Annotated in this window: 24 protein-coding genes; 8 read left to right on the forward strand and 16 right to left on the reverse strand. The window is 70.7% G+C overall.

Annotated features, from left to right (window positions below):
* Positions 1 to 30 precede the first annotated feature (30 nt).
* From ACZ4TW_RS12095 to msuE, 9 genes are all read right to left on the reverse strand, one after another.
* On the reverse strand, positions 31 to 1,446 hold the full coding sequence (locus ACZ4TW_RS12095) for an NtaA/DmoA family FMN-dependent monooxygenase (protein ID WP_465542969.1): 1,416 nt from the start codon (positions 1,444 to 1,446) through the stop codon (positions 31 to 33).
* Positions 1,443 to 2,690 carry an acyl-CoA dehydrogenase family protein gene (locus ACZ4TW_RS12100; protein ID WP_465542970.1) on the reverse strand — a complete coding sequence of 416 codons (1,248 nt, stop codon included), beginning with the start codon at positions 2,688 to 2,690 and terminating at the stop codon, positions 1,443 to 1,445. Before ACZ4TW_RS12100 ends, ACZ4TW_RS12095 begins: the two co-directional genes overlap by 4 nt.
* On the reverse strand, positions 2,687 to 4,129 hold the full coding sequence (locus ACZ4TW_RS12105) for an NtaA/DmoA family FMN-dependent monooxygenase (RefSeq protein WP_465542971.1): 1,443 nt from the start codon (positions 4,127 to 4,129) through the stop codon (positions 2,687 to 2,689). Before ACZ4TW_RS12105 ends, ACZ4TW_RS12100 begins: the two co-directional genes overlap by 4 nt.
* Positions 4,126 to 5,823 carry a dipeptide ABC transporter ATP-binding protein gene (locus tag ACZ4TW_RS12110; RefSeq protein ID WP_465542972.1) on the reverse strand — a complete coding sequence of 566 codons (1,698 nt, stop codon included), beginning with the start codon at positions 5,821 to 5,823 and terminating at the stop codon, positions 4,126 to 4,128. Before ACZ4TW_RS12110 ends, ACZ4TW_RS12105 begins: the two co-directional genes overlap by 4 nt.
* Complete coding sequence (locus tag ACZ4TW_RS12115) at positions 5,820 to 6,686, reverse strand: ABC transporter permease (protein WP_465542973.1); 867 nt, start codon at positions 6,684 to 6,686, stop codon at positions 5,820 to 5,822. The genes ACZ4TW_RS12110 and ACZ4TW_RS12115 overlap by 4 nt, the downstream gene beginning before the upstream one ends.
* A complete protein-coding gene (locus ACZ4TW_RS12120; protein ID WP_465542974.1) occupies positions 6,683 to 7,702 on the reverse strand; it encodes an ABC transporter permease in 1,020 nt (339 codons plus the stop codon). Before ACZ4TW_RS12120 ends, ACZ4TW_RS12115 begins: the two co-directional genes overlap by 4 nt.
* On the reverse strand, positions 7,680 to 9,314 hold the full coding sequence (locus tag ACZ4TW_RS12125) for an ABC transporter substrate-binding protein (protein ID WP_465542975.1): 1,635 nt from the start codon (positions 9,312 to 9,314) through the stop codon (positions 7,680 to 7,682). The genes ACZ4TW_RS12120 and ACZ4TW_RS12125 overlap by 23 nt, the downstream gene beginning before the upstream one ends.
* 265 nt (positions 9,315 to 9,579) lie before the next feature.
* Entirely contained in the window at positions 9,580 to 11,592 is a 2,013-nt protein-coding gene (gene acs / locus ACZ4TW_RS12130; RefSeq protein ID WP_465542976.1) for an acetate--CoA ligase, read from the reverse strand.
* Positions 11,589 to 12,185, reverse strand: coding sequence for an FMN reductase (gene msuE, locus ACZ4TW_RS12135; RefSeq protein WP_465542977.1), 597 nt, complete (start codon positions 12,183 to 12,185; stop codon positions 11,589 to 11,591). Before msuE ends, acs begins: the two co-directional genes overlap by 4 nt.
* 215 nt (positions 12,186 to 12,400) lie before the next feature.
* Between msuE and ACZ4TW_RS12140 the strand changes: the two genes are divergently transcribed.
* Together ACZ4TW_RS12140 and ACZ4TW_RS12145 are read left to right on the forward strand one after the other, a co-directional pair.
* Positions 12,401 to 13,831 (forward strand): NtaA/DmoA family FMN-dependent monooxygenase, encoded by a 1,431-nt coding sequence (locus ACZ4TW_RS12140; protein ID WP_465542978.1) that lies wholly within the window; start codon positions 12,401 to 12,403, stop codon positions 13,829 to 13,831.
* 129 nt (positions 13,832 to 13,960) lie between these two features.
* Entirely contained in the window at positions 13,961 to 14,983 is a 1,023-nt protein-coding gene (locus ACZ4TW_RS12145; protein WP_465542979.1) for an LLM class flavin-dependent oxidoreductase, read from the forward strand.
* A gap of 43 nt (positions 14,984 to 15,026) precedes the next feature.
* On the opposite strand, the gene ACZ4TW_RS12150 is transcribed toward ACZ4TW_RS12145, so the two are convergent.
* The 3 genes from ACZ4TW_RS12150 to ACZ4TW_RS12160 are packed head-to-tail and all read right to left on the reverse strand — an operon-like array spanning position 15,027 to position 19,646.
* A complete protein-coding gene (locus ACZ4TW_RS12150) occupies positions 15,027 to 16,637 on the reverse strand; it encodes a thiamine pyrophosphate-binding protein (RefSeq protein WP_465542980.1) in 1,611 nt (536 codons plus the stop codon).
* 19 nt (positions 16,638 to 16,656) lie between these two features.
* Positions 16,657 to 18,327, reverse strand: a complete 1,671-nt coding sequence (locus ACZ4TW_RS12155) for an amidohydrolase (RefSeq protein ID WP_465542981.1) — start codon at positions 18,325 to 18,327, stop codon at positions 16,657 to 16,659.
* Entirely contained in the window at positions 18,324 to 19,646 is a 1,323-nt protein-coding gene (locus ACZ4TW_RS12160; protein WP_465542982.1) for an MFS transporter, read from the reverse strand. Before ACZ4TW_RS12160 ends, ACZ4TW_RS12155 begins: the two co-directional genes overlap by 4 nt.
* Positions 19,647 to 19,885: 239 nt before the next feature.
* On the opposite strand from ACZ4TW_RS12160, the gene ACZ4TW_RS12165 reads away from it, so the two are divergent.
* Together ACZ4TW_RS12165 and arr are read left to right on the forward strand one after the other, a co-directional pair.
* Positions 19,886 to 20,800 carry an Lrp/AsnC family transcriptional regulator gene (locus ACZ4TW_RS12165; protein ID WP_465542983.1) on the forward strand — a complete coding sequence of 305 codons (915 nt, stop codon included), beginning with the start codon at positions 19,886 to 19,888 and terminating at the stop codon, positions 20,798 to 20,800.
* Positions 20,801 to 20,823: 23 nt separating this feature from the next.
* Positions 20,824 to 21,231: an NAD(+)--rifampin ADP-ribosyltransferase gene (gene arr / locus ACZ4TW_RS12170; RefSeq protein WP_465542984.1), complete on the forward strand. Its 408-nt coding sequence runs from the start codon at positions 20,824 to 20,826 to the stop codon at positions 21,229 to 21,231.
* Positions 21,232 to 21,328: 97 nt separating this feature from the next.
* Here arr and ACZ4TW_RS12175 read toward each other — a convergent pair whose 3' ends face one another.
* Positions 21,329 to 22,030 (reverse strand): alpha/beta fold hydrolase, encoded by a 702-nt coding sequence (locus ACZ4TW_RS12175; protein ID WP_465542985.1) that lies wholly within the window; start codon positions 22,028 to 22,030, stop codon positions 21,329 to 21,331.
* 151 nt (positions 22,031 to 22,181) lie between these two features.
* Between ACZ4TW_RS12175 and ACZ4TW_RS12180 the strand changes: the two genes are divergently transcribed.
* Positions 22,182 to 22,841 carry a GntR family transcriptional regulator gene (locus ACZ4TW_RS12180; protein ID WP_465542986.1) on the forward strand — a complete coding sequence of 220 codons (660 nt, stop codon included), beginning with the start codon at positions 22,182 to 22,184 and terminating at the stop codon, positions 22,839 to 22,841.
* Positions 22,842 to 22,890: 49 nt separating this feature from the next.
* On the opposite strand, the gene ACZ4TW_RS12185 is transcribed toward ACZ4TW_RS12180, so the two are convergent.
* Positions 22,891 to 23,376, reverse strand: coding sequence for a nucleoside deaminase (locus ACZ4TW_RS12185; RefSeq protein WP_465542987.1), 486 nt, complete (start codon positions 23,374 to 23,376; stop codon positions 22,891 to 22,893).
* Between the two features lie 55 nt (positions 23,377 to 23,431).
* Between ACZ4TW_RS12185 and ACZ4TW_RS12190 the strand changes: the two genes are divergently transcribed.
* Complete coding sequence (locus ACZ4TW_RS12190) at positions 23,432 to 23,716, forward strand: VOC family protein (protein ID WP_465542988.1); 285 nt, start codon at positions 23,432 to 23,434, stop codon at positions 23,714 to 23,716.
* Positions 23,713 to 23,844, forward strand: coding sequence for a hypothetical protein (locus ACZ4TW_RS12195; protein WP_465542989.1), 132 nt, complete (start codon positions 23,713 to 23,715; stop codon positions 23,842 to 23,844). Before ACZ4TW_RS12190 ends, ACZ4TW_RS12195 begins: the two co-directional genes overlap by 4 nt.
* Before the next feature lie 82 nt (positions 23,845 to 23,926).
* On the opposite strand, the gene ACZ4TW_RS12200 is transcribed toward ACZ4TW_RS12195, so the two are convergent.
* Positions 23,927 to 25,288 carry a helix-turn-helix domain-containing protein gene (locus ACZ4TW_RS12200; protein WP_465542990.1) on the reverse strand — a complete coding sequence of 454 codons (1,362 nt, stop codon included), beginning with the start codon at positions 25,286 to 25,288 and terminating at the stop codon, positions 23,927 to 23,929.
* Positions 25,289 to 25,382: 94 nt separating this feature from the next.
* On the opposite strand from ACZ4TW_RS12200, the gene ACZ4TW_RS12205 reads away from it, so the two are divergent.
* Entirely contained in the window at positions 25,383 to 25,706 is a 324-nt protein-coding gene (locus tag ACZ4TW_RS12205; protein WP_465542991.1) for a hypothetical protein, read from the forward strand.
* Between the two features lie 99 nt (positions 25,707 to 25,805).
* Here ACZ4TW_RS12205 and ACZ4TW_RS12210 read toward each other — a convergent pair whose 3' ends face one another.
* Positions 25,806 to 26,240 carry a DUF488 domain-containing protein gene (locus ACZ4TW_RS12210; RefSeq protein ID WP_465542992.1) on the reverse strand — a complete coding sequence of 145 codons (435 nt, stop codon included), beginning with the start codon at positions 26,238 to 26,240 and terminating at the stop codon, positions 25,806 to 25,808.
* Between the last annotated feature and the right edge of the window lie 20 nt (positions 26,241 to 26,260).

The following is a 26,260-nucleotide window of genomic DNA, read 5'->3' on the forward strand; positions in this document are numbered from 1 at the left end:
CGCTGGACGAGGGAGCGACCCGTGATCTCCTCACGCCACCGAGGGCCGCGCCTCCGCGAGGCGCAGCGGGTCCAGCCGTGACTCGAGATTCCGCCCGCCGCGGTAGCGGGCTCCGAGATGCGTGTCGGGCAGGCGGTCACCGCGCCCGAAGATCCGGTCGCGTAACGAGGTCGCCGGTTCGTCGCGCAGCCGACCGCGCCGACGGAGTTCCGGCACGACGAGCTCCGAGAAGTCCTGCGCGGTGCCGAACGAGTGGAACTGCCGCAGATTGATGCCGTCGATGCCGTCGTCGTCGAGCCAGCGCTCGATCTCGTCCGCGACGACCTTCGGGGTGCCGACCACGTGGAAGCGTTCCCGACGGCCGCCGCGGAGCCCGTCGAGGAGAGCACCGACCGTGACCTCCAGCGGCAGCATGCCTGCCCGATCGAGCGTTCGCCCGGAACGGAGGATGGCCTCGCGGACCGTGAGGTCGCGTGGCGCCTGCGTCAGGTCGACGGGCAGGCTCGCGTGGGCGAGGTAGCCGTCGACGCTCGCGTGCTGCTCGTAGAGGCGCCACTTGTCGGCGGCCTCCTCCTCGGTCCGGCCCACGACCACGACGGCGCTGGCGATGAACTTCACGTCGTCGGCCGCCCGTCCGTTGCGCACCGCGGCATCCTGCATCGCCTCCTTGTTGCGCCGGAACTCGTCGGTGGTGCGGCCGCCGGTGAACACGACCTCGGCGTGACGGCCGGCGAACTCGGTGCCGGCCGGCGAGCCGGTGGCCTGGAACAGCACGGGCGTGCGCTGCCGCGACGGGTGCACGAGGTGCGGCCCGGCCACCCGATGGTTCTCGCCGACGTGGTCGATGTATCGGACCTTGGTCGGGTCGGTCGCGATGCGCCGCTCACGGTCGTACACGACCGCGTCGTCATCCCACGATCCCTCCCACAGCTTGTAGAGCACGTCGAGGTACTCGTCGGCGAGCTCGTAGCGCCGGTCATGCGGGATCTCGCCGTCCAGGCCGAAGTTGCGGGCGGCGTTCGGCAGGTAGCTCGTGACGATGTTCCAGCCGAACCGGCCCTTGGTGAGGTGGTCGAGGGTCGACGCGCGCCGGGCGAAGGCGAACGGCGGCTCGTACGTCGTCGAGAACGTCGCCCCGAACCCGAGCCGCTTCGTGACGGCCGCCATCGCGGGCACTACGAGCAGTGGGTCGAGGTTCGGGCTCTGCAGGCCCTCGCGCAGCGCCGTCTCGGGCCCATCGCGGAACACGTCGTAGGCGCCGATGACGTCGGCGAGGAACACCGCGTCGAAGCCGCCGTCCTCGAGGATCTCGGCGAGCTCGGTCCAGTAGTCGATGTCGTCGAAGCGGTGCCGGTTGTTGCCCGGCAGCGGCCAGAGCCCATGCGAGATGTGGCTGATGCACGCCATCTCGAAGAGGTTGAGGATCAGCGGCTTCGGGTCGGTCATGCGGGGATCCCTTCCTCGCGGTTCGTCGGGTCGGAGCTCGCGCGCTCGCCGGATGGGGCGAACACGTGCAGGGGGTCGGCGCCGTTCAGGTACCAGTCGCCGAGCACGCGCGCCTTGTAGACGCGCGGGTTGTGCGAGGCGAGCGTGCGCGCGTTCCGCCAGTGGCGGTCGAGAGCGGCGTCCCGTTCGACCCCCGACGATCCGAGGGCGTCGAACAGCAGCGTCGACGCGTCGAGCGCCGCATCGACCACCACCAGCTGCGCCTCGTACACGGCCACGGCGGCGAGCCGCGCGGCATCGTCCCGCGCGCCTGGCGGAGCCGCGACGACCGCGTCGAGTGCGGCGGCGCCGCGCGTGACGGATGCCGCCGCGGATGCCGCGAACGACGCCACGCGACCCACTACGTCCTGCACCTGCGCGTCGGCGCGGGGCACCGGGGCGAGTCCGTGGGGGTAGGAGCGTATGCGCTGGCGGACGCCGGTGATGACGTCGTCCCTGGCAGCCCGGGCGACCCCGGCGAGGGCGGCCAGCAGCACCAGCTGGTAGACCGCCTCCTGCGAGGCGAAGCGCTCGCCGAACGGGAAGACCTGCTCCTCGTCGACGGGGACCGCATGCAGTCGCGTCGTCCCGCTGCCCGTGGCGCGCTGGCCGAAGCCGGTCCAGTCGTCGAGCAGCTCGACGCCGCGGGCGCGGGAGTCGACGACCACCACGACGGACCCTCCCGACTCGTCGACCGCGGTGACGCTCACCCAGTCGGAGAAGATCGAGCCGGTGCTGTAGTACTTCTCGCCCGAGATGCGCAGCCGTCCGTCGACCCGCTCGAGTCGTGTGGAGGAGTCGAGCAGGCTGGTCGTGCCCACCTCCGACCAGGCGCCCCCGATCACCGCTCCGTCGGCGATGCGCTCCAGCCAGCGGCGGTCGCGCTCGGTCCCGCCGGCGAGGCGGTCCTCGACGAAGGCGATGTGGTTGCGCCAGGCCTGCGGCTGATTCGAGTCCGCGGCGGCGAGTTGCACGAGCAGGTCGAAGAACTCGACGAAGGTCAGGCCGGCGCCGCCCAGCTCGGCGGGGATCCTGAGGGCGCCGAAGCCCGCCGCGGCGAGCTCGGCCGTCTCCGCGAAGGGGAGCGTGCCGTCCCGCTCGTGATCGACTGCGCCCTGGGCGATCCGGTCGAGCGCCGGCGCGAGGCGCTTCCGTGCGGCGGAGAGCGGCTTCGTCGCGGAGCCGGTGGCCCCACCGCGGCTCATCCGGAGACCTCGGCGGGTGCGGGCGACGTCGTCGCCAGGGCGGGGTCGACCGCGTCCGGCCCGGACGCGGCATCCGTCGCCTTCGGCCCGAAGGCGCCACGATACCTGGCGGCGGGGTGCCGGTCGTTGAGCCGGGGCGCCCCGAACAACCGCTCGCGCAGGGTCGCACCGGGCCCGTAGTCGCGCTGGGCGAGGCCGCGGTCGCGCAGCACGGGCAGCACCTTCTCGGCGAACTCGACGAATGAGCCGGGGATGACCCAGTTGATGACGTTGATGCCGTCGACGCCGGCGGCCTGCCACCCCTCGAGCGCGTCGGCGATCTGCTCGGGCGTGCCCACGATGCGGGTCGAGCGCGAGATGAGCAGGGCGACGTCGCGGATGACGGGCTCGCGATCGGTGATCGCCTTCGCCGCCCACTCGGTGAGGCCCTTGGCCGTGTTGGTGTCGACGTCCTTCAGCGGGGTGTCGGGCGGGTACACGCGCCCGGTCTTGTCGACGAGCGCGGAGTGGGCGAGGTAGCCGTCGACCGACACGTACTGCTCGTACTCGGCCGCCTTGGCCTGCGCCTCCTCCTCGGTGTCGCCGATGACGAACGACAGGCCCTGGAAGAACTTCATGTCCTCGGGCCGGCGGCCGGCCTCGACGGCCAGCCGGCGCGTGTCGTCGATGAGCTGCTTCGCGATCGCCGGAGTCGGCGCAATGATGAACGTCGCCTCGGCGTTGCGGGCGGCGAACTCGCGACCGGACACCGACGACCCCGCCTGGTACAGCACGGGCGTGCGCTGCGGCGACGGCGACGGCAGGTGCGGACCCTGCACCGAGTAGCGCTCGGAGACGTGATCGATCTTGTGGATCTTCGACGGGTCGGAGTAGATGCCGCGCTCCCGGTCCTTCAGCAGGGCGTCGTCCTCCCACGAGCCCTCCCAGAGCTTGTAGGCGACGTCGACGTACTCCTCGGCCCACGCGTAGCGCTCGGTGTGGTCGGTGAGGCGCGGGTACCCGAAGTTCCGGGCCCCGTTGTCCTGCAGGCCGGTGACGATGTTCCACGCGATGCGGCCGTTCGAGATGTGGTCGAGCGTCGAGACCTGGCGGGCGAAGTTGAACGGATGGTTCTGCGCCACGTTCGACGTCAGTGCGAGCCCGATCCGCTCGGTGTGCACGGCGAGCGCCGCCACCAGCGGAATGGGGTCGTTGCTCGGGATCTGGAGGCCCTCGCGGATGTACACGTCGAAGTCGGCGTCCGCGTCGCCGTAGACCCCCGTGACATCCGCGAAGAAGAGCGCGTCGAACTTGGCCTCCTCGAGCCGCTTCGCCAGGTCGATCCACACGCGCACGTCGTTGAACTCGACCTGCCCGGCATCCGGCCGGCGCCACTGGCCGTGGTGGATGTGGGAGTTGGTGTTCATCACGAAGGCGTTGAAGTGCAGGGGCGTGGTCATGTCGTGCTCCTCGGTTCGAAGGCGGGGATGGAGGCGATGAGCTGCCGGGTGTACGGCTGCTGGGGTCGGGTGAAGATGTCGTCGGGCGTGCCCTCCTCGACCACGCGGCCGTCCTTCATGACGATCACGCGATGGCTGAGGTGGCTGATCACCCCGAGGTCGTGCGAGATGAAGAGGTAGGAGAGCCCGAGCCGTCGCTGGAGCGCGACGAGCAGGTCGAGGATCTGCGCCTGGATCGTCACGTCGAGGGCCGAAACCGCCTCGTCGAGCACGATGACCTCGGGCCCGGCCGCGAGCGCCCGGGCGATCGCCACGCGCTGGCGCTGGCCGCCGGAGAGGCGGAGCGGGAACCGCTGCAGCACCGCCTGGGGCAGGCCGACCTGGTCGAGCAGCTCGGCGATCCGGGCGCGGCGCGACGCGGCAGACGGATGACTCGACCGGGGCAGCGCGTCGACGAGGATCCGCTCGACGTTCCACCGCGGGTCGAAGCTCGACAGCGGGTCCTGCGAGACCACGGCGATGCTCGAGCGCCGCGCACGGCGGCGCGTCTCGGGGAGCGTCGACCACGGCTCGCCGAGGAGCGTCACCTCGCCCGCGTCGGCCGACTCGAGCGCAAGGGCGATCCGCCCGGTCGTGCTCTTGCCCGATCCCGACTCCCCCACGATGCCGAGGGTCTCGCCGCGTCGCAGCACGAACGAGACGTCGTCGACCGCGACGGTCGAGGCGCCGTCCGGGGTGCGGAATCGCTTCACCAGTCCGCGCGCCGCGAGCACGACGTCGTCGGGGTCGAGCGCGACCGGAGCGGTCCCCGCAAGCAGCTGCGCGCCGGCGGGGCTGAGCGCGCCACCTCGCGTTTCCTCACCCGGAACCGCCGCGATCAGCGCCCGGGTGTACGCCTCCTTCGGCTCGCGCAGCAGGATGCGGGCGGGCCCCTGCTCGACGACGCGGCCGTCCTGCATGACGAGGATGTCGTCGGCGAGCTGCGACACGACCGACAGGTCGTGGCTGATGAGGATGACCGATGCCCCGCGCCGGCGCGACTGCTCGAGGAGTTCGAGCACCTGGGCCTGCACGGTGACGTCGAGCGCCGTGGTCGGTTCGTCGGCGATGATGACGTCCGGGTCGAGCGCGAGCGCGGACGCGATCAGCGCCCGCTGCCGGAGGCCGCCGGAGAGCTGGCCCGGGCGCTGCTTCGCGCGGAACTCGGGCGAGGGCACGCCCACGGCGTCGAGCAGGTCGAGGACCTTCGCCCGGCGGGCGCGCCGGTCGCGCCATCCGTGCAGCCGCAGGGCTTCGCCGATCTCGGCACCGACCGGGCGGAGCGGGTCGAGCGAGACGAGCGCGTCCTGCAGGATGAAGCCGACCTCGCGGCCACGCACGCCGCGCCAGTCGCGCGCCGAGAGCGAACGGATGTCGCGGCCATGCAGCTCCAGCACGTCGGCCTCGGCCCGTGCGCCGCGGCCGGTGAGGCCGACGATCGTGCGCGCCGTCACCGACTTGCCCGAGCCGGACTCGCCGACGATCGCGACGCACCGGCCGGGAGCCAGGTCGAAGGACACGCCCTGGACCACGGATCGCAGCCCGGAGCTCGTCTCGAACGCGACCGAGAGGTTGCGGACGGAGACGCGCGGGCGTCGGTCGACCGGCTCGTCGATCGTGTGGACGGACGGGGCGACCTGCTCGATGACCGTCATGACTTCTCTCCCTTCTCGAGGAACAGCTGCAGGTGCCGGCCGAGCGTGGTCGCCGCGAGCGCGAGCACGACGATGACGAGGCCGGGGATCACCGTGAGCCAGCCGGCCTCGGTGATGTACGAACGGCCGGCGTCGAGCAGGGCGCCCCACTCGGGGGCCGGCGGTGCGACGCCGAGGCCGAGGAACGACAGGCTCGATGCCCAGACGATCGACTGCCCGACGGAGAGGGCGAAGATCGCGACGAGGGGTCGCAGCGCGTTCGGCAGGATGTGCCGTGCAAGGATGCGGCGACGAGGATGCCCGAGCGAGACGGCCGCCTCGACGAAGCCCGATCCCCTGGCCGAGAGGATCTGCCCGCGGACGATGCGCGCGTAGCCGGGAGCGGTGCCGACCCCGACCGCGAGGATCTGGGTGAGCGCCGACGGACCGAGCACGGCGATCAGCATGAGCGAGAGCAGCAGGGCGGGGAACGCGAACGCGACCTCGAGGAGCCAGCCCACGGTGGCGGATGTCGCGCGACCGCCAAGCCCGGCAAGGGTTCCGAGCACGACCGCGAGGCTGAGGCTCACCGCCGCGGCGCCGATGCCGATGCCGAGCGACTCGCGCGTGCCGTACACGACTCGCGAGTAGAGGTCGCGGCCGGCCTCGTCGGTGCCGAACCAGTGCGCGGCCGACGGCGGCTGCAATGCGGCGGCGAGGTCGATCGCGAACGGACCGTGGGTGGCGAGCACCTGCGGCCAGATCGCCGCGACGGCGAAGGTCGCGGTGACCGCGACGGCGAGCACGAGGTCCCAGGGCACGGCCGCGAGCCGGGCGCGCGTGCCAGTCCGGCCGGGTTCCACGGGAGCGGCGAGCGCGGTCATGCGGTCCTCCTCAGTCGCGGGTCGATGAGCACGTAGGCGACGTCGACGAGCAGGTTGGCGATCACGTAGAACGCGGCGATCAGCATGACCACCCCGAGGACGACGGGCATGTCCTGCGAGTTGACGGCGCCGACCAGCACGCTGCCGATGCCGGGCCGCGCGAACACGGCCTCGACGACGACCGCACCCGAGAGCGTGGCGCCGAGCGCCCAGCCCGAAAGCGTCACCGCGGGCAGCACCGCGTGGCGGAGCACGTGGCGGAGGCGGATGCCGGTGTCGCCCATGCCGCGCGTGCGGGCGCTCAGCACGAAGGGCTGGTCGAGCGATCGCTCGAACTCGGTCCGCGTGGCCTGTCCCATGAATCCGGCGAGCGGGATCGCGAGCGTCAGCGCGGGCAGCACGAGCCCGATCGGCCCGGTGCCCCCGATGACGGGGAACCAGCCCAGCCCGAGGGCGAAGACCAGCAGCAGGATGATGCCGAGCCAGTAGTGCGGCAGTCCGGCGGCGAGGGTGTCGGCGAACCCGCCGACCGCGCGCACCCGGCGGCCACGGCCCGCGGTCAGCGTCACCCAGGCGATCATGATGATCCACGAGAGCACGATCGCGGCGAGCGAGAGCACGATCGTCGCACCGAGCTGGTCGGCGACGATGTCGGCCACCGGCCGGTGCTGCTGGTACGACGTGCCGAGGTCGCCGCGGAGCAGGCCGCCGACGTAGTTCGCGTACTGCACGAGCAACGGGTCGTCCAGGCCGTACTCGGCGATGATCGGCGCGAGCTCCTCGGGCGTGCGCTCGATGGCCTGGCCCGCGCGCACGTTCAGGATGACCGTGGCCCGGTCGCCGGGGATGGAGGCCTGGGCGAAGAACGCCGCGGTCGCCGCCCCGAGCAGGACCAGCGCGGCCGAGACCGCCTTGCCGCCGATGAGGCGAGCGGTGCGGAGGCCCCGCCGGGGCGGCGCCGGGATCACCGGCACCGCTTCGGCAGCCGCCGGGCTACTCGACGAAATGAGCGTCATAGAAGGTCGGTCCTCCCTGTGCGTGCTCCTGCCAGACGCCCTGCAGCGAGGGCGACACGGCGAGCGTCGAGAGCCGGTCGTACACGCCGATGGCGAGGGCGTGCTCGGCGATGTACTCCTGCGCCTTCGCGTAGAGCGCGTTCTGCGCGTCGACGTCGGCGGTGGAGTTGGCCTCGAGGATGATGGCCTCGAGCTCGGGGTAGTTCGTGAACGACGAGTTCGAGTAGTTCGGCCACTCCTCGGTCGACTGGCGCCAGTTGATGTAGAGGATGCCGCTCGTGACCGCCGTCCAGTACCCCGGGTAGATGTCGCGCTCATCCGGCTGGCTGTACGCGCCCGCGAACAGCTCCGCTTGCGGCACGGGGATCAGCTCGACCTTGAAGCCGGACTGCTTGGCCTGCTCCTGCACGCCCTGCAGGATCGACGCGCCGTCGGCGTTGATGATCGAGCCGGCGCCGTACGGCAGCACCACCTCGAGCGTCTCGCCGTCCTTCACGCGGTAGCCGTCGGCATCCGTCTCGGACCAGCCCGCCGCGTCGAGGAGCTCGTCGGCCTGGTCGAGGTCGAGCGAGTACCAGTTCGCCGCCTTCTCGCTCCATCCCGGGGTGGTCTGGCTGACGCCGCCGTTGCCCTCGTAGGGGATCACGCCGCGGCCGATGGTCTCGACAATGGCCTCACGGTCGATCGAGTACGCGAACGCCTGCCGCACGCGCTCGTCGGTGAACGGTCCCTGGGCGGTGTTGAAGGTGAGCTGCTGCGGGCGACCGGGCGTGATGTACTTGTGCAGCTCGAAGCCCGCGTCATCCGTGCTCTGCCACTGCACGGCCGGAACGTCGTAGATCGCGTCGACCTCCCCGCTCTTGAGCGCCGCTACGCGAGTCGTCGGATCGGCGACGAACTTCCAGACCACCTCGTCGACGTACGCACGGCCGGTGTGCTCGGCGTTGGCGGGCGGCGACGTGTACTCCGGGTTCGCCGTGAGCACGATCTCCTGGCCTCGGTCCCAGTGATCCACGATGAACGCACCCGTCCCGATGGGCGCCTCGCAGTTCTCCTCCTCGGTGCGCGTCTCGAGCGCCTCCTGCGACTGGATGCCGAAGTAGCCCTGCGTCAGGTTGTCGGCCAGTCGCGGGTACGGCGCCGAGAGCGTGACCTGCACGGTCAGGTCGTCGACGGCCGTCGCCGACTCGTAGTACCCGCCGAGCCACGCGAAGGCGGTGCTGTTGCCCCCGTTGACCCAGTGGTCGAAGTTGTACGCGACGACCTCGGCCGTCAGGTCGCTGCCGTCGGTGAACTTCACGCCGGACTTCAGCTCGAACGTCCACGTCAGGCCGTCCTCACTCGAGCTCCAGCGCTCGGCGAGCCACGGCACGACCTGGCCGTCCTCATCGAGCGAGACGAGGCTGTCGAGCACGTTGTAGCTCAGGTACGCCTGCTCGATCCAGCCGCCGAAGACGCAGGCCGGCTCCTGCTGGTGGGCGTACACGATCGTGCCGCCCTCGACGCGTTCTCCGGTCGCGGCCGTCTGCGCCCCGGCCGCGCAGCCCGCGAGGCCGAGGGACGCGGCGGCGCCGGCGGCGAGCAGTGCGAGCGCTCGTGGTCGTGTGGTCATGGACGTACTCCTTCAGGCGGTGGATCGGGGGATGTCCGGTGACGCTACGCACTCCTCCGAGCCCCCCGCCACCCGGTCTGTTACGACGATTCACGGGCCGTCACCGGCTGTCGCACGACGTCATCGGAGGTCCCGTCAGGCGACCGGGACGCCGCCGGACGGGCGCTCCATGACGCCCAGCCCGACACGCCGCGACACATGACGTGCGTCATGTCGCGCAACAGGCGGGCCCGGGTCGGGGCCGGCCGGCGACGGAACGGGACGGTCAGTCACGCAGGAGGGCGGCGATGCGCTCCGGCACCGCGGCGTCCTGCAGCGAGGTCGTGTCGCCCAGCGGGCGGCCCTCGGCGAGGTCGACGAGCAGGCGGCGCATGATCTTGCCCGACCGGGTCTTCGGCAGGTCGGGGACGAAGTGGAGGTCGCGGGGCTTCGCGATCGGGCCGATGGCTGCCGCCACATGGGCGCGCAGGGCCGCGGCGCGCTCGGCGACGGCCGGCCCCGCGGCATCCGCGATCACGAACGCGGCGATGGCTTCGCCCGTGCGCTCGTCGGAGACGCCCACCACGCCGGCCTCGGCGACCGAGGGGTGGGCGACGAGCGCGGATTCGATCTCGATGGTGGAGAGGCGATGACCCGACACGTTGATGACGTCGTCGACCCGGCCGAGCAGCCAGACGTCGCCGTCGGCGTCGACGCGCGCGCCGTCGCCCGAGAAGAAGTACCCGCGCCCGGCGAATCGCGCCCAGTACGAGTCGCGGTACCGCGCGGCGTCGCCCCACACGGTGCGCGCCATGCCCGGCCAGGCGCCGTCGATGACGAGGTACCCGCCCTCACCCGGGCGCACGTCGTCGCCGCGCTCGTCGACGACCCGCGTGCGCAGGCCCGGCAGCGCGCGCAGCGCCGAGCCGGGCTTCAACGTCGAGAGTCCGGGCAGCGGCGCCATGATCGCGCCGCCCGTCTCGGACTGCCACCATGTATCCACGATCGGGGCGGTGCCGCCGCCGATCTCGGCTCGGAACCACTCCCACGCCGCCGGATTGATCGCCTCGCCGACCGAGCCGAGCAGGCGGATGCTGCCGAGGTCGAACCCGTCGGGCGCGCCATCCGGGAACCAGCTCATGAACGAGCGGATGAGCGTCGGCACCGTGTAGTACGTGGTGACGCCGTACCGCTCGATGATCTCGAGATGGCGCGCGGGGTGCGGGGTGGTCGGCGTGCCCTCGTAGATCACGCTCGTCACGCCGTTGGCGAGCGGGCCGTAGAGCACGTAGCTGTGCGCCGTCACCCACGCGAGGTCGGCGGTGCACCAGTAGACGTCGGTCTCGGGCTTCGCGTCGAACACGCTCCGGAAGGTGCTCGCGACGTGCGTGAGATAGCCGCCCGACGTGTGCACGAGGCCCTTGGGCTTCCCGGTCGTGCCCGAGGTGTAGATGATGAATAGCGCTGTCTCGGCGTCGAACGAGTCGGCCGTGTGGTGAGCGGATGCCGTGGCGAGCGCCTCATGCCACCACACGTCGCGACCCGCGGTCCAGGGGATGCCGGGGGTCTCGTCGCCCGTGCGGCGCACCACGAGCACGTGCTCGACGTGGTCGAGACCGTCGACTGCGGCATCCGCGGCACCCTTGACCGGCACCGCTTGGCCACGGCGGAACTGTCCGTCGCTCGTCACGAGCACCTTCGCGCTCGTATCGGCGACGCGGAACCGCAGCGCCTCGGACGAGAACCCGCCGAAGACGAGCGAGTGGATGGCGCCGAGCCGCGCCACCGCGAGCGTGGCCACGATCGTCTCGATGAGGACGGGGAGGTAGATGACGACGCGGTCGCCCTCGCCGACGCCGAGGGCCTCGAGCGCGTTCGCGGCGCGGGCCACCTCCTTCTCGAGCTCGGCGTAGGTGATCGAGCGGCGGTCACCCCGCTCGCCCTCGAAGTGGAACGCGACGCGCTCGCCGTGGCCCGAGGCCACGTGCCGGTCCACGCAGTTCACCGCGACGTTCAGGCGCCCGCCCGCGAACCAAGTCGCCTTCGGGATCGTCGCGCCCGCGGCATCCGTGGGCTGCCACTCCCGGAGGGTGTGCCATGGCGCATCCCACAGCAGGCGCTCGGCCTCGCGCGCCCAGAATGCGAGCGGGTCGTCGTGCGCCGCATCGACGAACGCGCGGTCGACGTTGGCGGCTGCGGCGAACGTCGCCGAGGGCGGGTACGAGCGACCCTCCTCGGAGAGGCTGGTGATCGACGGCGTTCGGCGGTCCGCCGGCCCGGCTGGGAGGTGCCCTGTCACCACGTCGCGACGTACTCGGACACGGGGGTGACCGTACTCCGTACGACCGGGACGCCGCGGGAGACGGCCTGCCCGATACGCTCGGCGAGGCCGTCCGACTCGATCCGGTAGTCGACGAAGTCGTTGTCGCTCGCGTAGACGCCGATCGGGAGCGTGATCGCCTGGAAGAACGAGAACAGGGGCCGGAACTGGTGCTCGATGATCAGCGCATGACGATCGCTGCCGCCGGTGGCCGCAAGGAGCACGGGGGTGTCGATGAGCGAGTACTGGCCGACGAAGTCGAACACGTGCTTGAACAGGCCAGTGAACGAGGCGCGGTAGACGGGGCTCGCGACGATGAGGAGCGTCGCCGACTCGATGCGGCGTACGGCCGCCTCCGCCGCGGGGCTCAGCTCGTCGCGGCGGAGCGCACCGGCGAACTCGCGTCCGATGTCGGACAGTTCGATGAGATGGGTCTCGATCTCGAGGTTGTGCCCGCTCCCCGCACGGAGTTCCCTCGCGAATCCATCGAGGATCTCACGGGCGAGCACGGTGGTCTTCGAGGGCGAGTGCAGGCTTCCCGACACGGCGACGATGGAGATGACGTTCGACATGCGGCGACGCTAGACCGCATCCGCGCGAGCGGCCGCGGCGGCCGGTCGCGCGGGGTAAGGCGCGCAACCGTTCTTCACACAGGCGCCGGATCAGTGCCCCTGGATGACCGCGCATGACCTCGAGTTGCATCGCGTGGCGACGCGGAGCCCGCATGTGACGCGCTGCCTCGCGATGGCACTCGCCTCCGCCTAGCGTCGATCGCGGAGGTGGCCGCATGACCAGACTCATCATCGGCGCGATGGTCCGCACGATCGGAGCGCATCCGTCCGGATGGCGGTATCCGGGCGCGCATCGAGACCCGCGGGAGGAAGCCGTCGTCCTGCGGCGGACCGCGCAGCTCGCGGAGGCCGCGCGGCTCGACTACCTGTTCTTCGGCGATCGCCGCGCGGAGCTCCCGGGACTCGGCTACCTGGAGCCGCACCTCGTCGCGCGCGTCGACTCCCTCAGTGCCGTGAGCTACCTCGCGGGCACCACGCAGCGGCTCGGACTGGTCGCAACCGCGAACACCGACCACGCCGATCCCTACGCCATCGCACGCCACACGGCCGCCGCCGACCTGCTGACCGGCGGACGCGCCGGAATCAACCTCGTCGTCGAGTCCGAGGCGCACGTCGACTTCCGCGACCGCGCCACCGACTCCGTGATCGCCGCGCGCTACGCGCGCGCCGACGAGTTCGAGACCGTCCTCCGTCGGCTGTGGGACTCGCTCGACGACGACGCGATCACGGCGGATGCCGCGTCGGGCGAGTTCGTCGACCCGACGAGGGTCCACGGTCCCGACTTCCATGGCGCGCATCTCACCGCGACCCGGCCGCTCGACGTCATCCGGCCGGTGCAGGGCCACCTCCCGGTCTTCCACTCCGGGTCATCGCCGCGGTCACGCCTCTTCGCGGCGCTGAACGCCGACGTCGCGCTGGTCGCGGTCCGCGAGCGGCGGCAGGCGGCGGCGCTTCGCGAGGAGCTCCGCTCGCTCGCGTTCGTGTCCGGACGCGACGATCGCACGCTGCGCGTGGTCGCGCCCGTGCTCCCCATCGTGGGCGAGACGACGGAGCACGCCCAGCGCATCGCGGATGAGCTGAGCGCCCTGGTGCGGGTCGCCGAGGACTGGCCGGATGGTCCTCCTGCCGGATTCCCTGCGAACCGGTCCCTCGATGCGCTCGCCCGCCTCGTGGGCATGCCGCTCGACGGCCATGCCCCCGACGATGCGGTGACCCTGCAGCTGGCGTCGCGGTTCACCACCGCCGGCCAGGAACTGGTCGAGCTCGTCGCCCGCCGGACCGGGCGGGTCGCCGGGGGTGAGGAGCCGGCGACCTTGCGGCACCTGATTGCTGCCGCCTCGATCGACCTGCTGACGTTCGTCGGCACCGGAGACCAGATCGCGTCCGAGTTCGCCGCGTGGGCGGACGTGGGCGCAGTCGACGGCTTCAACGTGCTCTCGGCGACCAACCCGTCGCAGTTCGAGGCGTTCACGCGATCGGTCGTGCCCGAGCTGCAGCGGCTCGGCGTCTTCCCGACGGAGTACGAGGGCGAGACGCTCCGCGACCACCTCGGGCTCGCCCGCCCGGAGAACGTGCACCGGTCGATGGGAGACCCGCGCTTCCCGCCGGTCTATCAGCGTGGGGCGGTGTCGGTGCACGGTCGCTGACCGGCTCCGACATACTGAACCCCCCAGTCGCCCGGGATTGATGCTGCGGCGCCATCGCCCGCGGCACCATGGGGGCACGGTGCACCGCGGCTCCGGAATGCGCCGCTGCGCCAGGCGTTGGAGCACTGTATGAAGCGCATCGGTTTCCTCTCGTTCGGCCACTGGTCGAACTCGCCCGGCTCGCAGACGCGATCGGCGTCCGACGTGCTGCTGCAGTCGATCGACCTGGCGGTCGCGGCCGAGGAGGTCGGCGCCGACGGCGCCTACTTCCGCGTGCACCACTACGCGAACCAGCTCGCCAGCCCGTTCCCCCTCCTCGCGGCGGCGGGTGCGAAGACGAGTCGCATCGAACTCGGCACGGGCGTGATCGACATGCGCTACGAGAACCCGATGTACATGGCCGAGGATGCCGGCGCCGCCGACCTCATCGCCGGCGGCCGCCTGCAGTTGGGCGTCTCGCGCGGGTCGCCCGAGTCCGTCATCGACGGCTACCGCTACTTCGGCTACGAGGCGCCCGAGGGTTCGACCATGGCCGATGTCGCCCGCAACAACACCACGGTCTTCCTGAAGGTCATCGACGGCGCCCGGTTCGCCGAGCCGAATCCACGTCCGATGTTCCCGAACCCGCACCCGGGGCCGCTCGGCATCCAGCCGCAGTCGCCGGGCCTGCGCGACCGCATCTGGTGGGGCGCCGGCTCCGACGCGACCGCCGTCTGGGCTGCCGAGCAGGGCATGAACCTCATGAGCTCGACGCTCAAAGAGGACGAGTCGGGCGAGCCGTTCCACGTGCAGCAGCGCAAGCAGATCGAGGCGTTCCGCGCGGCCTGGGCCGAGGCAGGGCACGAGCGCGAGCCGCGGGTCTCGGTGAGCCGGTCGATCTTCGCCATCGTGAACGACATGGACCGCCGGTACTTCGTCGGCGGCGGCGACCGGTCCGACCAATTCGGCGTGATCGACGACTACCGCGCCGTCTTCGGCCGCAGTTACGCGGCCGAGCCCGACGCCCTGATCGAGCAGTTGCGCGAAGACGAGGCGATCGCGGCCGCCGATACCCTGCTGCTCACCGTGCCCAACCAGTTGGGCGTCGACTACAACGCGCACGTCCTCGAGTCGATCCTGACGCACGTCGCGCCGGCGCTCGGGTGGCGGTAGCGAGGGCCGAACCGCTCGACGCGGTGCGCGGCGCCCGCCCTGCCTAGTGGCGGATGTGCACCAGTTGCACTCCCCCGTCCGCGATCGCCGAGCGGATGGCGCTGCCGAGCTCCGCACGGTCGGTGATGGATCGGCCGGTCGCCCCGAAGGCGTCCGCGAGCGCCGCCCAGTCGGGCTGCACCAGCTCGACTCCGATGGGGCGGATGCCGCGGTCGACCTCGTTCTGCCGGATCTCGGCGTATCCGCCGTTGTCGACGCAGACGATGGTCAGGTCCAGTCGCTGCTCGACGGCCGTGACGAGCTCGTTGACGGCGAACATGAGTGCGCCGTCGCCGAGCACGGCCACCACGGGCCGCTCCGCCTGCGCGACGCGCGCGCCGATCGCGGCCGGGAGGCCGTAGCCGAGCGTGGCGTACGTCGGGGTGTAGAGGAGCGAGTGCGGGCGCGCGCATTCGAGCACGTTCGCCAACGCCAGGTAGATGATCTGCGACGAGTCTCCCGCGACGATCACGTCGTCGGGCAGTGCCTCCGCGATCCGCTCGGCGAGCGCGACGGTGTCGGGTGCGGTCGAGCGGAGCTCGTCGGCGATCGCCTGACGGGCCGTCGCGAGATCCGGCGAAGGTCGGTCCGAGGCCGGCAGCGCGGCGGCCAGCTCGGCGGCCACGGCACCGCAGTCGCCCACGATCCCGACGGTCGCCTCGAGGTTCTTGTCCAGCTGCCCCGACGAGCGGTCCACCCGGATGACGCGACCGCCGGCGCGGAGCGACGGCGCCCACAACTCGGCTTCACCGAGCTTCGAGCCGAGCACGAGGAGCACGTCGGCCGCTTCGGCGACGGCGCGAGCCGCCGCCAGCCGCAGGTTCGAGCCCAGCGCGAGCGGATGGCGCTCATCGACGGTTCCCTTGCCGTTGAGCGTGGTCAGGACCGGCGCGCCGAGCCGTTCCGCGAGTGCGGTGACCTCGGCGGTCGCACGCGTCGCGCCACCACCCGCGATGACGACCGGCGATGACGCGGAGGCGAGCAGGTCGACCGCCCGCCGGACGAGCCCGCCATCGCCACCATCGGGCGCGGGCGCCGGACGAGCCATCCGTGCTTCCGCCGGCACCTCGGCCGGCGACTCCAGCACATCGAGCGGGATCTCGATGTGCACGGGGCGCGGCCGGCCGGTGCGGAACAACTGGAACGCGTCGTGGACCGCATCCACGGCCTCGGCGGCCGTCGTCACCCGACGCGACCACTCCGCGATCGCCGCGACCATGGCGGAGGCGTCCTTCGTCTCGTGCAGCGTGCCGACGTCGCGGAACTCCGCGCCGAGCGCGACGCCCGGCGAGAGCACGATGAGCGGCCGCGATTCGCAGAAGGCGGTGCCGATGGCGCTCATCGCGTTCTGCAGCCCCGGCCCCGACGTCGTGATGACGACGCCCGGCAGGCCGGTCTGCTGGGCCCAGCCGTCGGCGCCGTAGCCGGCGCCCTGCTCGTGCCGGTTGGTCACCGCGCGGATGCCGAGATCGGCGAGCGGACGGTACAGCTCGAGGTTGTGCGTGCCCGGGATGCCGAAGATCGTCGTCACGCCGTAGGCGCGGATGGTCTCGAGCACGGCCCTGCCGGCGGTGTCGGCGTACGGAGCGGCGAGGTCGACCGGAGTCTCCGTCATCGTCATGGTCATCCTTTCGTCAGGCCGCGCGGTGGCGCGGTTCCCCGCCGACCCACGTCTCGAGCACGGTGATCTCGGCGATCCGTTCCGGCTCGGCGACGAGCGGGTCGTCGGCGAGCACCGCGAAGTCCGCGTACTTGCCGACCTCGAGCGAGCCGAGGTCGTCCTCGCGCCCGAGCGAGACCGCACCCTCGTAGGTGTGCGCGCGCAGCGCCGCCTCGGCCGGGATCCGCAGGTCGTCGGATCCGAGCCGGCGGCCGCGCCGCGTGACCCGGGTGACCGCGGTCTGGATCGCCTCGAGCGGGATCGGGTCGGCGACCGGAGCGTCCGACGAGATCGTGATCGGCACGCCGGCCGCGGCGAACTCGCCGAGTGGGTTGAACCGCTCGCCCGGGGTGCCGATGGCGTCCTCGACGCCCTCGCCCCAGTTGTAGTAGTGCTGCGGCTGGTTCACCGGGCGGATGCCGGCCGCCGCCATCCGCTGGATCTGCTCTGGTGTCGGCAGCCCGCAGTGCTCGATGCGGTGCCGCGCGTCGTCGTCGGGGCGCTCGGCGAGCGCCGCCTCGATCGCCGACACGACCATCTCGATCGCGGTCGGCGACTGGGCGTGCGTCGCGGTCTGCAGGCCGGCGATGTGCGCCTTTCGGATGAGCTCGGCGTACTCGGCGGGCTCGTGGTACAGCTGTCCTGTGCGGCACGGGTCGCCGACGTATCCGTCCGGGAAGTACGCGGTCCAGCCGCCCAGGGTGCCGTCGGCGTAGAGCTTGATGCCCGCGAAGCTCAGGTGCGCGTTCCCGAATTGGCCGACGAGCCCCATGTCGAGCGCGTCGTCGAGCAGGTGCGAGAGCAGGTACATCGAGACGCGCAGCTCGAGCCGTCCGGCCTCGGCCAGCCGCAGGTACATGTCGAACTCCCGGCGCGACACCTGGGCGTCGCCGATGGTCGTGACCCCGCCCGCGAGGAAGCGCTGGGTCGCGACATCCAGCTGCCGCAGGTGCTCGTCGGGCTCGTCGGCGAGGTGGAAGTTCGGCCCGTGGTGGCCGACCTTCACGCCGTGTACTCCGGTCAGGATGTTGCAGGCGGCATCCGACAACTCGCCCGTGAGCTCGCCGTCGGCGTCGCGGAAGAACTCGCCGCCGTCGGGGTTCGGGGTGTCGCGGTCGACGCCGTTGGTCTCGAGCGTGTACGAGTTCACCACGCCGCCGTGCCCCGACGCGTTCATGAGGTAGACCTGGCGATCCGTCGCCACCTCGTCGAGCTCGAAGCGGGTCGGATGGCGCTGCTCGGCGAGGTTGCGGTGCTCGTAGCCGTAGCCGCGCACCGGTCGTCCGTCGGGCAGCTCGGCGGCCGCGGCCTTCAGCAGCGCGATGATCTCAGGAATGCTCCCCGCCTTCGCCGGCCCGCAGTCGACCCACGTCATCATCTGCCCGTACATCAGCGGATGCGCGTGCGGGTCGATGAATCCGGGAACGACGACCGCGTCGCCGAGGTCGGTGCGCTCGGGCACCAGCCCGGCGGCCTGGGCCGCGGCCTCGCAGTCGGCCGTGGAGCCGATCGCGAGGATGCGTCCGCGGTCGAGGAGCATCGCGGTGGCCACGGTCGACGCCGGGTCGACGGTGTGGATGGCGCGGGCGGTCACGAGGCGCGGCGCGGCCTGGACCGGCCGGTCGAAGGCGGTGAGCTTCCTCATGCCGTGCGGTTCGCCGTCGTGTCGGTGCGGGCGTTGAACGAGGCCGTGACCGGCGCCTCATCCGAGTGCTGCGGCGCCAGCTTCGTGCAGATGCCGGCGAGGATGGCCATGCCGGTGAACATGGCGATGACCGACCAGATGCTGCCCGTCCAGGCGATGAGCTGCGTGGCGAACCACGGCGAGAAGCCGGCCCAGATCGCCGCGCCGACGCCGTACGAGAGCGCAATGGAGGTGTAGCGCGCCTGCGGCCGGAACATCTGGGCGAGGATCGCGGCGATCGGCGCGTAGGTCGCGCTCATCGCGATGCGCACCAGCGAGGCAAGCAGGAAGATCAGCGGCTCGATTCGGCCCGGCAGCACCAGCATGAATGGGATGAACGTGAGGACCGAGGTGATCAGCCCGATGTACATGACGTTCTTGCGGCCCCACTTGTCGCCGAGCCAGGCGACCGGCAGCGTCACCACGAACTCGACGAACGAGGCGATCGTCATCGCGTCGAGGATGACCTGCTCGCTGATGGAGATCGGCTCGCCGGTGGCGTAGGCGGTGGCGAACGTGGTCGCGAGGTAGTAGCCGCCGGTCGAGATCGGGAGCAGGCCGATGCCGAGGAGGATCGGCTTCCAGTTGTTGCGGAGCGCGAACGCGAGCGGCATCGACTGCTTGCGACCCTCGACCTTCTGCTCGAACACCGGCGTCTCCTCGACCCGGTAGCGGACCCAGAGGCCGACGCCGATCAGCACGATCGAGAGCAGGAACGGGATGCGCCATCCGCCGTTGATGATGAAATCGTCGCCGAAGCGGGTCATGATCGCGAACACGCCCGACGCGAGCAGCGCGCCTGCCGGGTTGCCCAGCTGGGTGAAGCCGCCGTAGAAGGTCTTCGACTTCTCGGGCGCGTGCTCGACGCTCATGAGCACCGCGCCGCCCCACTCCCCGCCGACCGCGAGGCCCTGGAGGGCGCGGAGCAGGATCAGGAGGATGGGTGCGGCGAGGCCGATCGTCTCGTACGTCGGGAGCAGGCCGACCAGGACCGTGGCGATGCCCATGAGCAGGAGGGTGATCACGAGCGAGACCCGGCGGCCGAGCTTGTCGCCGATGTGGCCGAAGAGGATGCCGCCGAAGGGGCGCACGACGAAGGCGACGGCGAACGTCGCGAACGCAGCCGCCGTCTCGGCGAGGGGGTCGCCGCTCGGGAAGAACAGGGGGCCGAAGACGAGTGCCGCCGCGGTGGCGTAGACGTAGAAGTCGTACCACTCGATGGTGGTGCCGACGAAGGCCGCGAACCCGGCACGCCTGGCCGATCTGTGCGATGTGGTCATGACCGCTCCTTTGCGGATGGATGCTCCTGGGTGGCCGCCGACGAGCCGACGACGCGTGAAGGCTATGGCTCCGATGGGGCGGCGGCAACTGCGGAACTCCAGCGGAGGGCGCCATCCGCTGGTGTTCTGTCTCGGCCGTGGCGCATTTCGGCGCTTGGTGCTGACTCGCAGCCCACCTAGGCTGGTGATATGTCACGGGGCTTGTGCGTTCGAAGGAATCTCGGCGAATCGGGCCGAGCGTGGTGAACTTCGACGCCGATCTCATTCGCGCGCTGCAGGATGACGGTCGCGCGAGCATCCACGATCTCGCGGTGCGGCTCGGGCACTCGCGAGCCGCCGTTTCGTCGCGCCTTCGGATGATGGTGAAGGATGGCACGGTTCGGGTCCTCGCGGCGGTCGATCCCGCGTTCCTGGGGCAGAACGTGCTCGCTCATGTGTCCATCCGCACGGATGGCACGACCGAGCCGGTCGCCGAGCACCTCCGCGGCGTCCCCGAGACCGTGCTCGTCTCCGCGGTCGGCGGCGTCCACGACCTCGTCACCGAGATCCGGCTCGGCACCATGCCGGCGCTCCACGCGCTGCTCGCCGAGATCCGCGCGCTGCCCGGCGTCGCCGACATCAATACCCTCATCTACTCCAAGGTGATCAAGGGCTTCTTCGTCTCCGAGTACCGCGGTGGCGTCAGGATCGACGGCATCGACGCCGAGCTCATCGAGCACCTGCAGCGCGACGGTCGCGCGAGCTTCCGGGCGTTGGGCGAAGCGGTGCGGCTCTCGCCGTCCGCGGTCGCGACGCGCGTCGAGCGGCTCATCTCGGGCGGCGTCATCAAGATCAGCGCCGTCGAGGCGCGCGGACTGGCGCAGCGGCAGCTCTCGCTCGGCGTCGGGCTGAACCTGTCCGGCAACGACGACGCGGTCATCGAGGCGATCCGCGGATGGCGCGGCATCGACTTCGCGGCCCGCACGCTGGGGCGGTTCGACCTCGTGATGACGCTCGTCGAGCCATCCCCCGGCGCCCTGTACGAGGCGCTCGAGCGGATCCGCGCCCTGCCTGGGGTGAGCCACACCGAGGCGTGGTTCCATCTCGCGGTGCTGAAGGAGGACTACACCCGGACGCTTCGCGCGGCCGAGGTGATCACCGCGGGGCAGGCGTGAGGTCGGCGGCTTAGGCTGTCGCCGTGACCCATCCTCTGGACGACGGGCCGTTCTACCACGGCACGAAAGCCGACCTGCAGGTCGGCGATCTGCTCACGGCGGGGTTCCGCTCGAACTACCGGCCCGAGATCGTGATGAACCACATCTACTTCACCGCGATGCGCGACGGCGCCGGCCTCGCCGCGGAACTCGCGGCCGGCGACGCGCCGCCGCGCGTCTACCTCGTCGAGCCGACCGGGCCCTTCGAAGACGACCCGAACGTGACCGACAAGAAGTTCCCGGGCAACCCCACTCGCTCGTACCGCAGCAGCGCTCCACTCAGGGTCCTGGGCGAGGTCGCCGATTGGACGCGGCTGACGTCCGAAGCGCTGCAGGAATGGCGGGACCGGATCGCCGCGATCAACGCCGAGCGGGGCGAGATCATCAACTGACGTGGCCCGACCCGGGATCGAGGCACGAGATCGCTCAGCAGTCCCCAGGGCCAGCTCGCTCCTGGTGGGCGAGCCGGCCCCGGAGGCAGCGACGACGTCAGGGCGTCGCGCTGCGCTCGGCTGCGGCGACGATGACGTCGGCGACCGCCTCGGCCTGGCTGATGAACAGCGCGTGGCTGCCCGGGACGTTGGTGATGTCGGCGCCGATGCGCGAGGCCATGTGCTGCAGCATGGCCTGGTCGAATGCCTTGTCCTCGGTCGCGATGACGGCCCAGCTCGGCTTGTCCCGCCAGGCGGCCACGCTCACCGGGGTTCCGAACACGCCCATGTCGATGGGCACCTGGCTGTCGGCGAGGAAGGCCGCGTCGGCGTCGTTGAGGTCTGCGGCGAATCCGGCGTGGAAGGCGTCGCGGTCGAGGTAGCCGTACCCGTCGTCGCCGACGTCGATGACGAACTCGGGCGTGGGCGCGAACCCCTCGTACTGCTGAGCGGTGGTCTCGCCGGCGTCGGGCGCCAGCGCGGACACGTACACCAGTCCGGCGACGTTGGGATGGACGCCCGCCTCGGTGATGACGGTGCCGCCCCACGAATGGGCGACGAGGATCGTCGGCCCGTCCTGGAGGTCGAGCACTCGCTTCGTGGCGGCCACGTCGGCCTCGAGCGAGGTGAGGGGATTCTGCACGATCGAGACCCGATAGCCGCGCGCGGTCAGCAGGTCGTACACGCGGCGCCATCCGGATCCATCCGCGAACGCCCCGTGCACGAGGACGATGTTGGTGATGTCGTGTGCGGTGTTCATGTCTCTTCCTTCCTTCGCGGCCGATCGGCCGGGTGGGTTGCGATCAGTTTGTGTAACACCGGCGATGTGCAATATATTGCATTTCGGTGGACGCGACAATGACATGCCGGTCGAGTTGCATCCGTGAGCTTGAGTGTGGGCAATATATTGCATGCCGATTCCCAGGACTGTCCCCGGTGTCGACCGGTCGCTGCTGCGCGACGACGTGTACCGGCGGCTCCGCGACGCGATCGTCGACGGCACGTTCCTGCCCGGGGAGCAACTGAAGGATGCCGACCTGGCGGAGTGGCTCGGCGTCAGCCGAACCCCGGTTCGCGAAGCACTCCTTCGTCTCGGCGCGAGCGGACTCGTGGTCGCCGTGCCCGGACGATCGACGACGGTGAGCACCATCGACCCGAAGGCCGTCAAGGACGCTCGCGACGTGGTCGCCGCCATGCACGTCCTGGTCGCCCGAGAGATGGCGGGCAACCTGTCCGACGCCGAGGTGGCGCGCATGCGCGAAGCGAACGACCGGTTCGCGCGGGCGCTGAGCGCCGGCGACACCGCCGCTGCGCTCGACGCCGACGAGGAGCTGCACGCGATCCCGGTCGCCATTCTCGGGAACCGCGCCATCGAGTCGGTGCTCGACCAGTTCGGCCCGGTCGTGCGTCGAGCGGAACGCGACCGCTTCGCAACGGACGGGCGGGCAGCGGTCGAACGGCATGAACGGCTGATCCAGCTCCTCGAGAGCGGCGACGCCGAGCGGGCATCGGAGCTCACCTTCGAGATCTGGCACAGCCTGCCGGCAGAGGGCACCACTCCCTCGGAGTGACGACCCGCGCAGCATCAGATCAGGTCGGCGGCGCCTTGCCCACATCTGACTACGCGGACCGCACCGCGCCCTCGATCAGCTCACGAATCTTGGGGACGAGCTCCTCGACCGGCCCCTCGACGGGCAGCCCCGGCGCGACGGCTTTGATCGGCAAGACGGCGACGGCGGATGGCGCGGCCTCGAGCGCTGAGCGCCATCCGCTGATCTGCTCGGCCGAGGCAACGTACACGATTCGCCCGAGCCCGACCCATGCGTGCGCCGCCGAGCACATCGGGCAGTGCTCCCCCGAGGTGTACACCGTCGCCGCCGCCCGTTCGTCGGCGGTCAGGTTCGCCGCCGCCCAGCGCGCGATCTCGAACTCCGGATGTCGCGTGGCATCCCCCGCCGTCGCCTCGCGGTTGCGGTCCTCGAACCGCACGGTGCCGGCCGCGTCGACGAGCACCGACCCGAACGGACCGTCGCCGGCGTCGAGCGCTTCACGCGCGAGCTCGACGGCCCGGCGCAGATGGACGAGGTCGGCCTCGGAGAGCGTCATGCGTCCAAGCTAGGCGCGTGCCCCCGCCGATGGCACCCGTCCATAGGATGTCCCGGTGCCTCTCTTCGACCACATCGGCATCACCTTCGATGATCTCCCCCGTTCGATCGCCCAGTTCGACCCGGTGATGCAGGCGCTCGGCTGCACCCGGCAGGACGCCGACAGCAGCGTGTCCTGGTCCCTCGGCGAGGAGGAACTGATCCTGTTCCCCGCCCGCGAACCGGGCAGCGGACCGCACCGCCACGGCCGGGTCGGATGGCAGCACCTCGCCTTCCCCGTCGCCTCGCGCGCCGAAGTCGACCGCCTCCACCAGATCGCGACGGATGCCGGACAGCGGTGAGCGGGCCGAAGCTGTTCCCGCGCTTCAACGACCGCTACTATGCCGCGTTCGTCGAGGACGCCAACGGCATCCGCCTCGAGTTCATGCACAACCCGCCTCGCGAGCCGGCCGCGACTGAATCGCGATAACGAACCACCCTGGACCCGGCGATGCCGTCGCAATCCGCTGCGAGGAGGTGCCGTCGGAGAGCGTCGCGCAGAGGGACGTCCGCTAGTCCTGCGAGTCTCGAGCCAAGAGGCTCCGCACCCGTTCTTCATGGTCGTCGAGGTCGTGCTGAGCGACCGCCAGACTCTGGTCGATCCACTCTTCCGACACGGTCGCGGTCTTCTCCTGGGAAGCCGTGAGGTCGGGCTCGTTGACGCTCGTCACACCCAGCCAGACCGGCAGCGCCTGTGTGTCGAGAATGATGCTGAGCAGCTTGAGCTCGATCTCGAGTGCCTTCCGGACGTCGGGGGAAATCGCGTCCCACTCGATCCGGCGGCTCGCGTCCTGCCCGGATGTCGGGGCGAACGGAGGTGCCTCTGTGTAGCGGGAATGGATGGTGCGCCCGAGCAGTTCGGCGCGCTGGATGATGGCTTGCTGGGCGTCGTTCCACCTCTCCGCGCGTGGCAGGGCGTCCTGCATGTCCTCCAGCGCCTGCTGGGCGGCATCGAGTTTCTCGGCTTCTGCTTCGGCTTCCTTGCGGAGCTTGCGGCCCTTCCAGACGAGAACTCCACCGATGGCCAGAAGCGCGGGCAAGGCGACGATGCCGGCCAGGACCGCCGCGCTACCCGCTACGCCCACGCGCCCCGCGGCAAGTGAACCGCCTCCGAGCCAGGCGAGGGTCGTGCTGGAGGCAGCCGCGCCGGAGAGCGAGGCGATCGCGGTGCCGGTCGACGCAGTCCCGGCGGCCGCGAGGGCGACGAACACACCGGCCGCGGTTCCTGAACCCGGCCCAGCCTCGGCGCCCGCGGCCGCACTCCTCTCGGTCACCGTCTTCACGATGCTGACCTCCGTTCGTGTCCTGAGCCCTCTGATCTCGCCCTCGAGGGATCCCGCCGTCCCGTCGGTCGGCTCGGCATCGAGGGTATCGAGCAGCAGTTGCCAGTCGACCCTCGCGGCGGTCTCGAGGAACGGCAGCGCGAATGCATTGCGCGCTCGCTCGAGCGTGCGCTCGGAGTTGCGGATCTGGAAGGTGACGCGTTCGGTGAGCAGGTTCGACGATGCGATGATCTGGGCTCGCCGGGCCTCGTTCTCGAGGTGGATCGGTCCAGCCATGGCTCGTGCGAAGGCGCCGGGGCGTGAGAGCAGTACGAGCGCTCGCTCCGTCTCCTCCTCGAGCTCTGCCTCGGTGTGTCCGAGCGCGTCCAGGAGACGTTGGCGGTACCGACCGGTCGGGTCGGTCTTGCCGGACTCGATGCGGGAGATCGCGACGGCTGCGCTCTTCGGGCTCTCGTCGCTTCCATATCCCGCGATCCGCCCCAGGTCCTGCTGGCCCTTGCCGTTGGCGCGTCGCCACTCGCGTCCCCACGCCTTGAGGACGGATGCCTGCGCCGTCAGGCGGGGCGTAAGAGCTGCGCGCTCGGTTGCCACTATTGACGCCCCCTAACTTGATGCCTATAGTCGGGCTAATACGGGGCTAACTTAGCTCCGCGTACGCCCACTATATAGGGAGATCATCATGACTATGAGCGCACTGCCGACGTGGTCGGAGCGGTCGGAGCAGGACACGCCTTCGTCCGGGACGGGCCCGAGCGAGCCTCGATACGACGCCCGCCCTCGCAACAGCAGCCCCTGGCTGATGCTGTTTCCCCTCGGAGCTGCGGCGGCGGTCTCGGCCGCTGTCCTGCTGCGGCGACCGGCCCTGCGCAAGGCCTGCGGCGAGGTCGTGCGGGATCCCGAGGTGCGTGATGTCTGCAAGGATGCCGGCGAGCGGGCCTACCGCGTGATCGCTGCATCGTGGCGTCGGCATGGCGGCCCGGAGGGACTGGCCGACACCTTCCTGCGCTGACTTCGCCGAGAACGGTGTCCGCCTCGAGTTCATCACAACCCGCCGCGCCGGCCGACGGCTGAAGACGACGGTCGCGTCATGCCGCGATCTTGCAGCTGATCAGAGGTGCACGATCTCCATGTCATCCCAGGCTGCCGCGAGGTACTCGGCAGCCAATCTGCGGTGGCAATGGTCGGGTGTCGCTTCAGAACAGAGCAATACGGCGTTGTCGAACTCCCGGGGCTGCAGTGACGTTTCGACGCTTCGCCCGCGGAGCAGTTCAAGGTATGCCTCCTGGTACCTTTCCCAGGACCACTTGCCCGTCTTGTACGCAGTCAAGAACTGGGCACTGGGGGCCAGCCGAAGCTCGTGGCGGTAGGACATGTCACAGAGCTCTCGCACGAAGAACTCCAGGTCGTTGCGCTTCGAGAACCCTGCGAGCTGCGAGACATTGTTCAGCCGCGTATCTACAAGTACCGTCGCGCCACTGCGACGAAGCAGGCCGAAGAACTGACTGGCGGGCTTCTTCGTGAACCCGATCGTGTACAGCCTCACGATGCGACGACACGTTCTTG

This window comes from Agromyces sp. NPDC029043 (assembly GCF_055564615.1).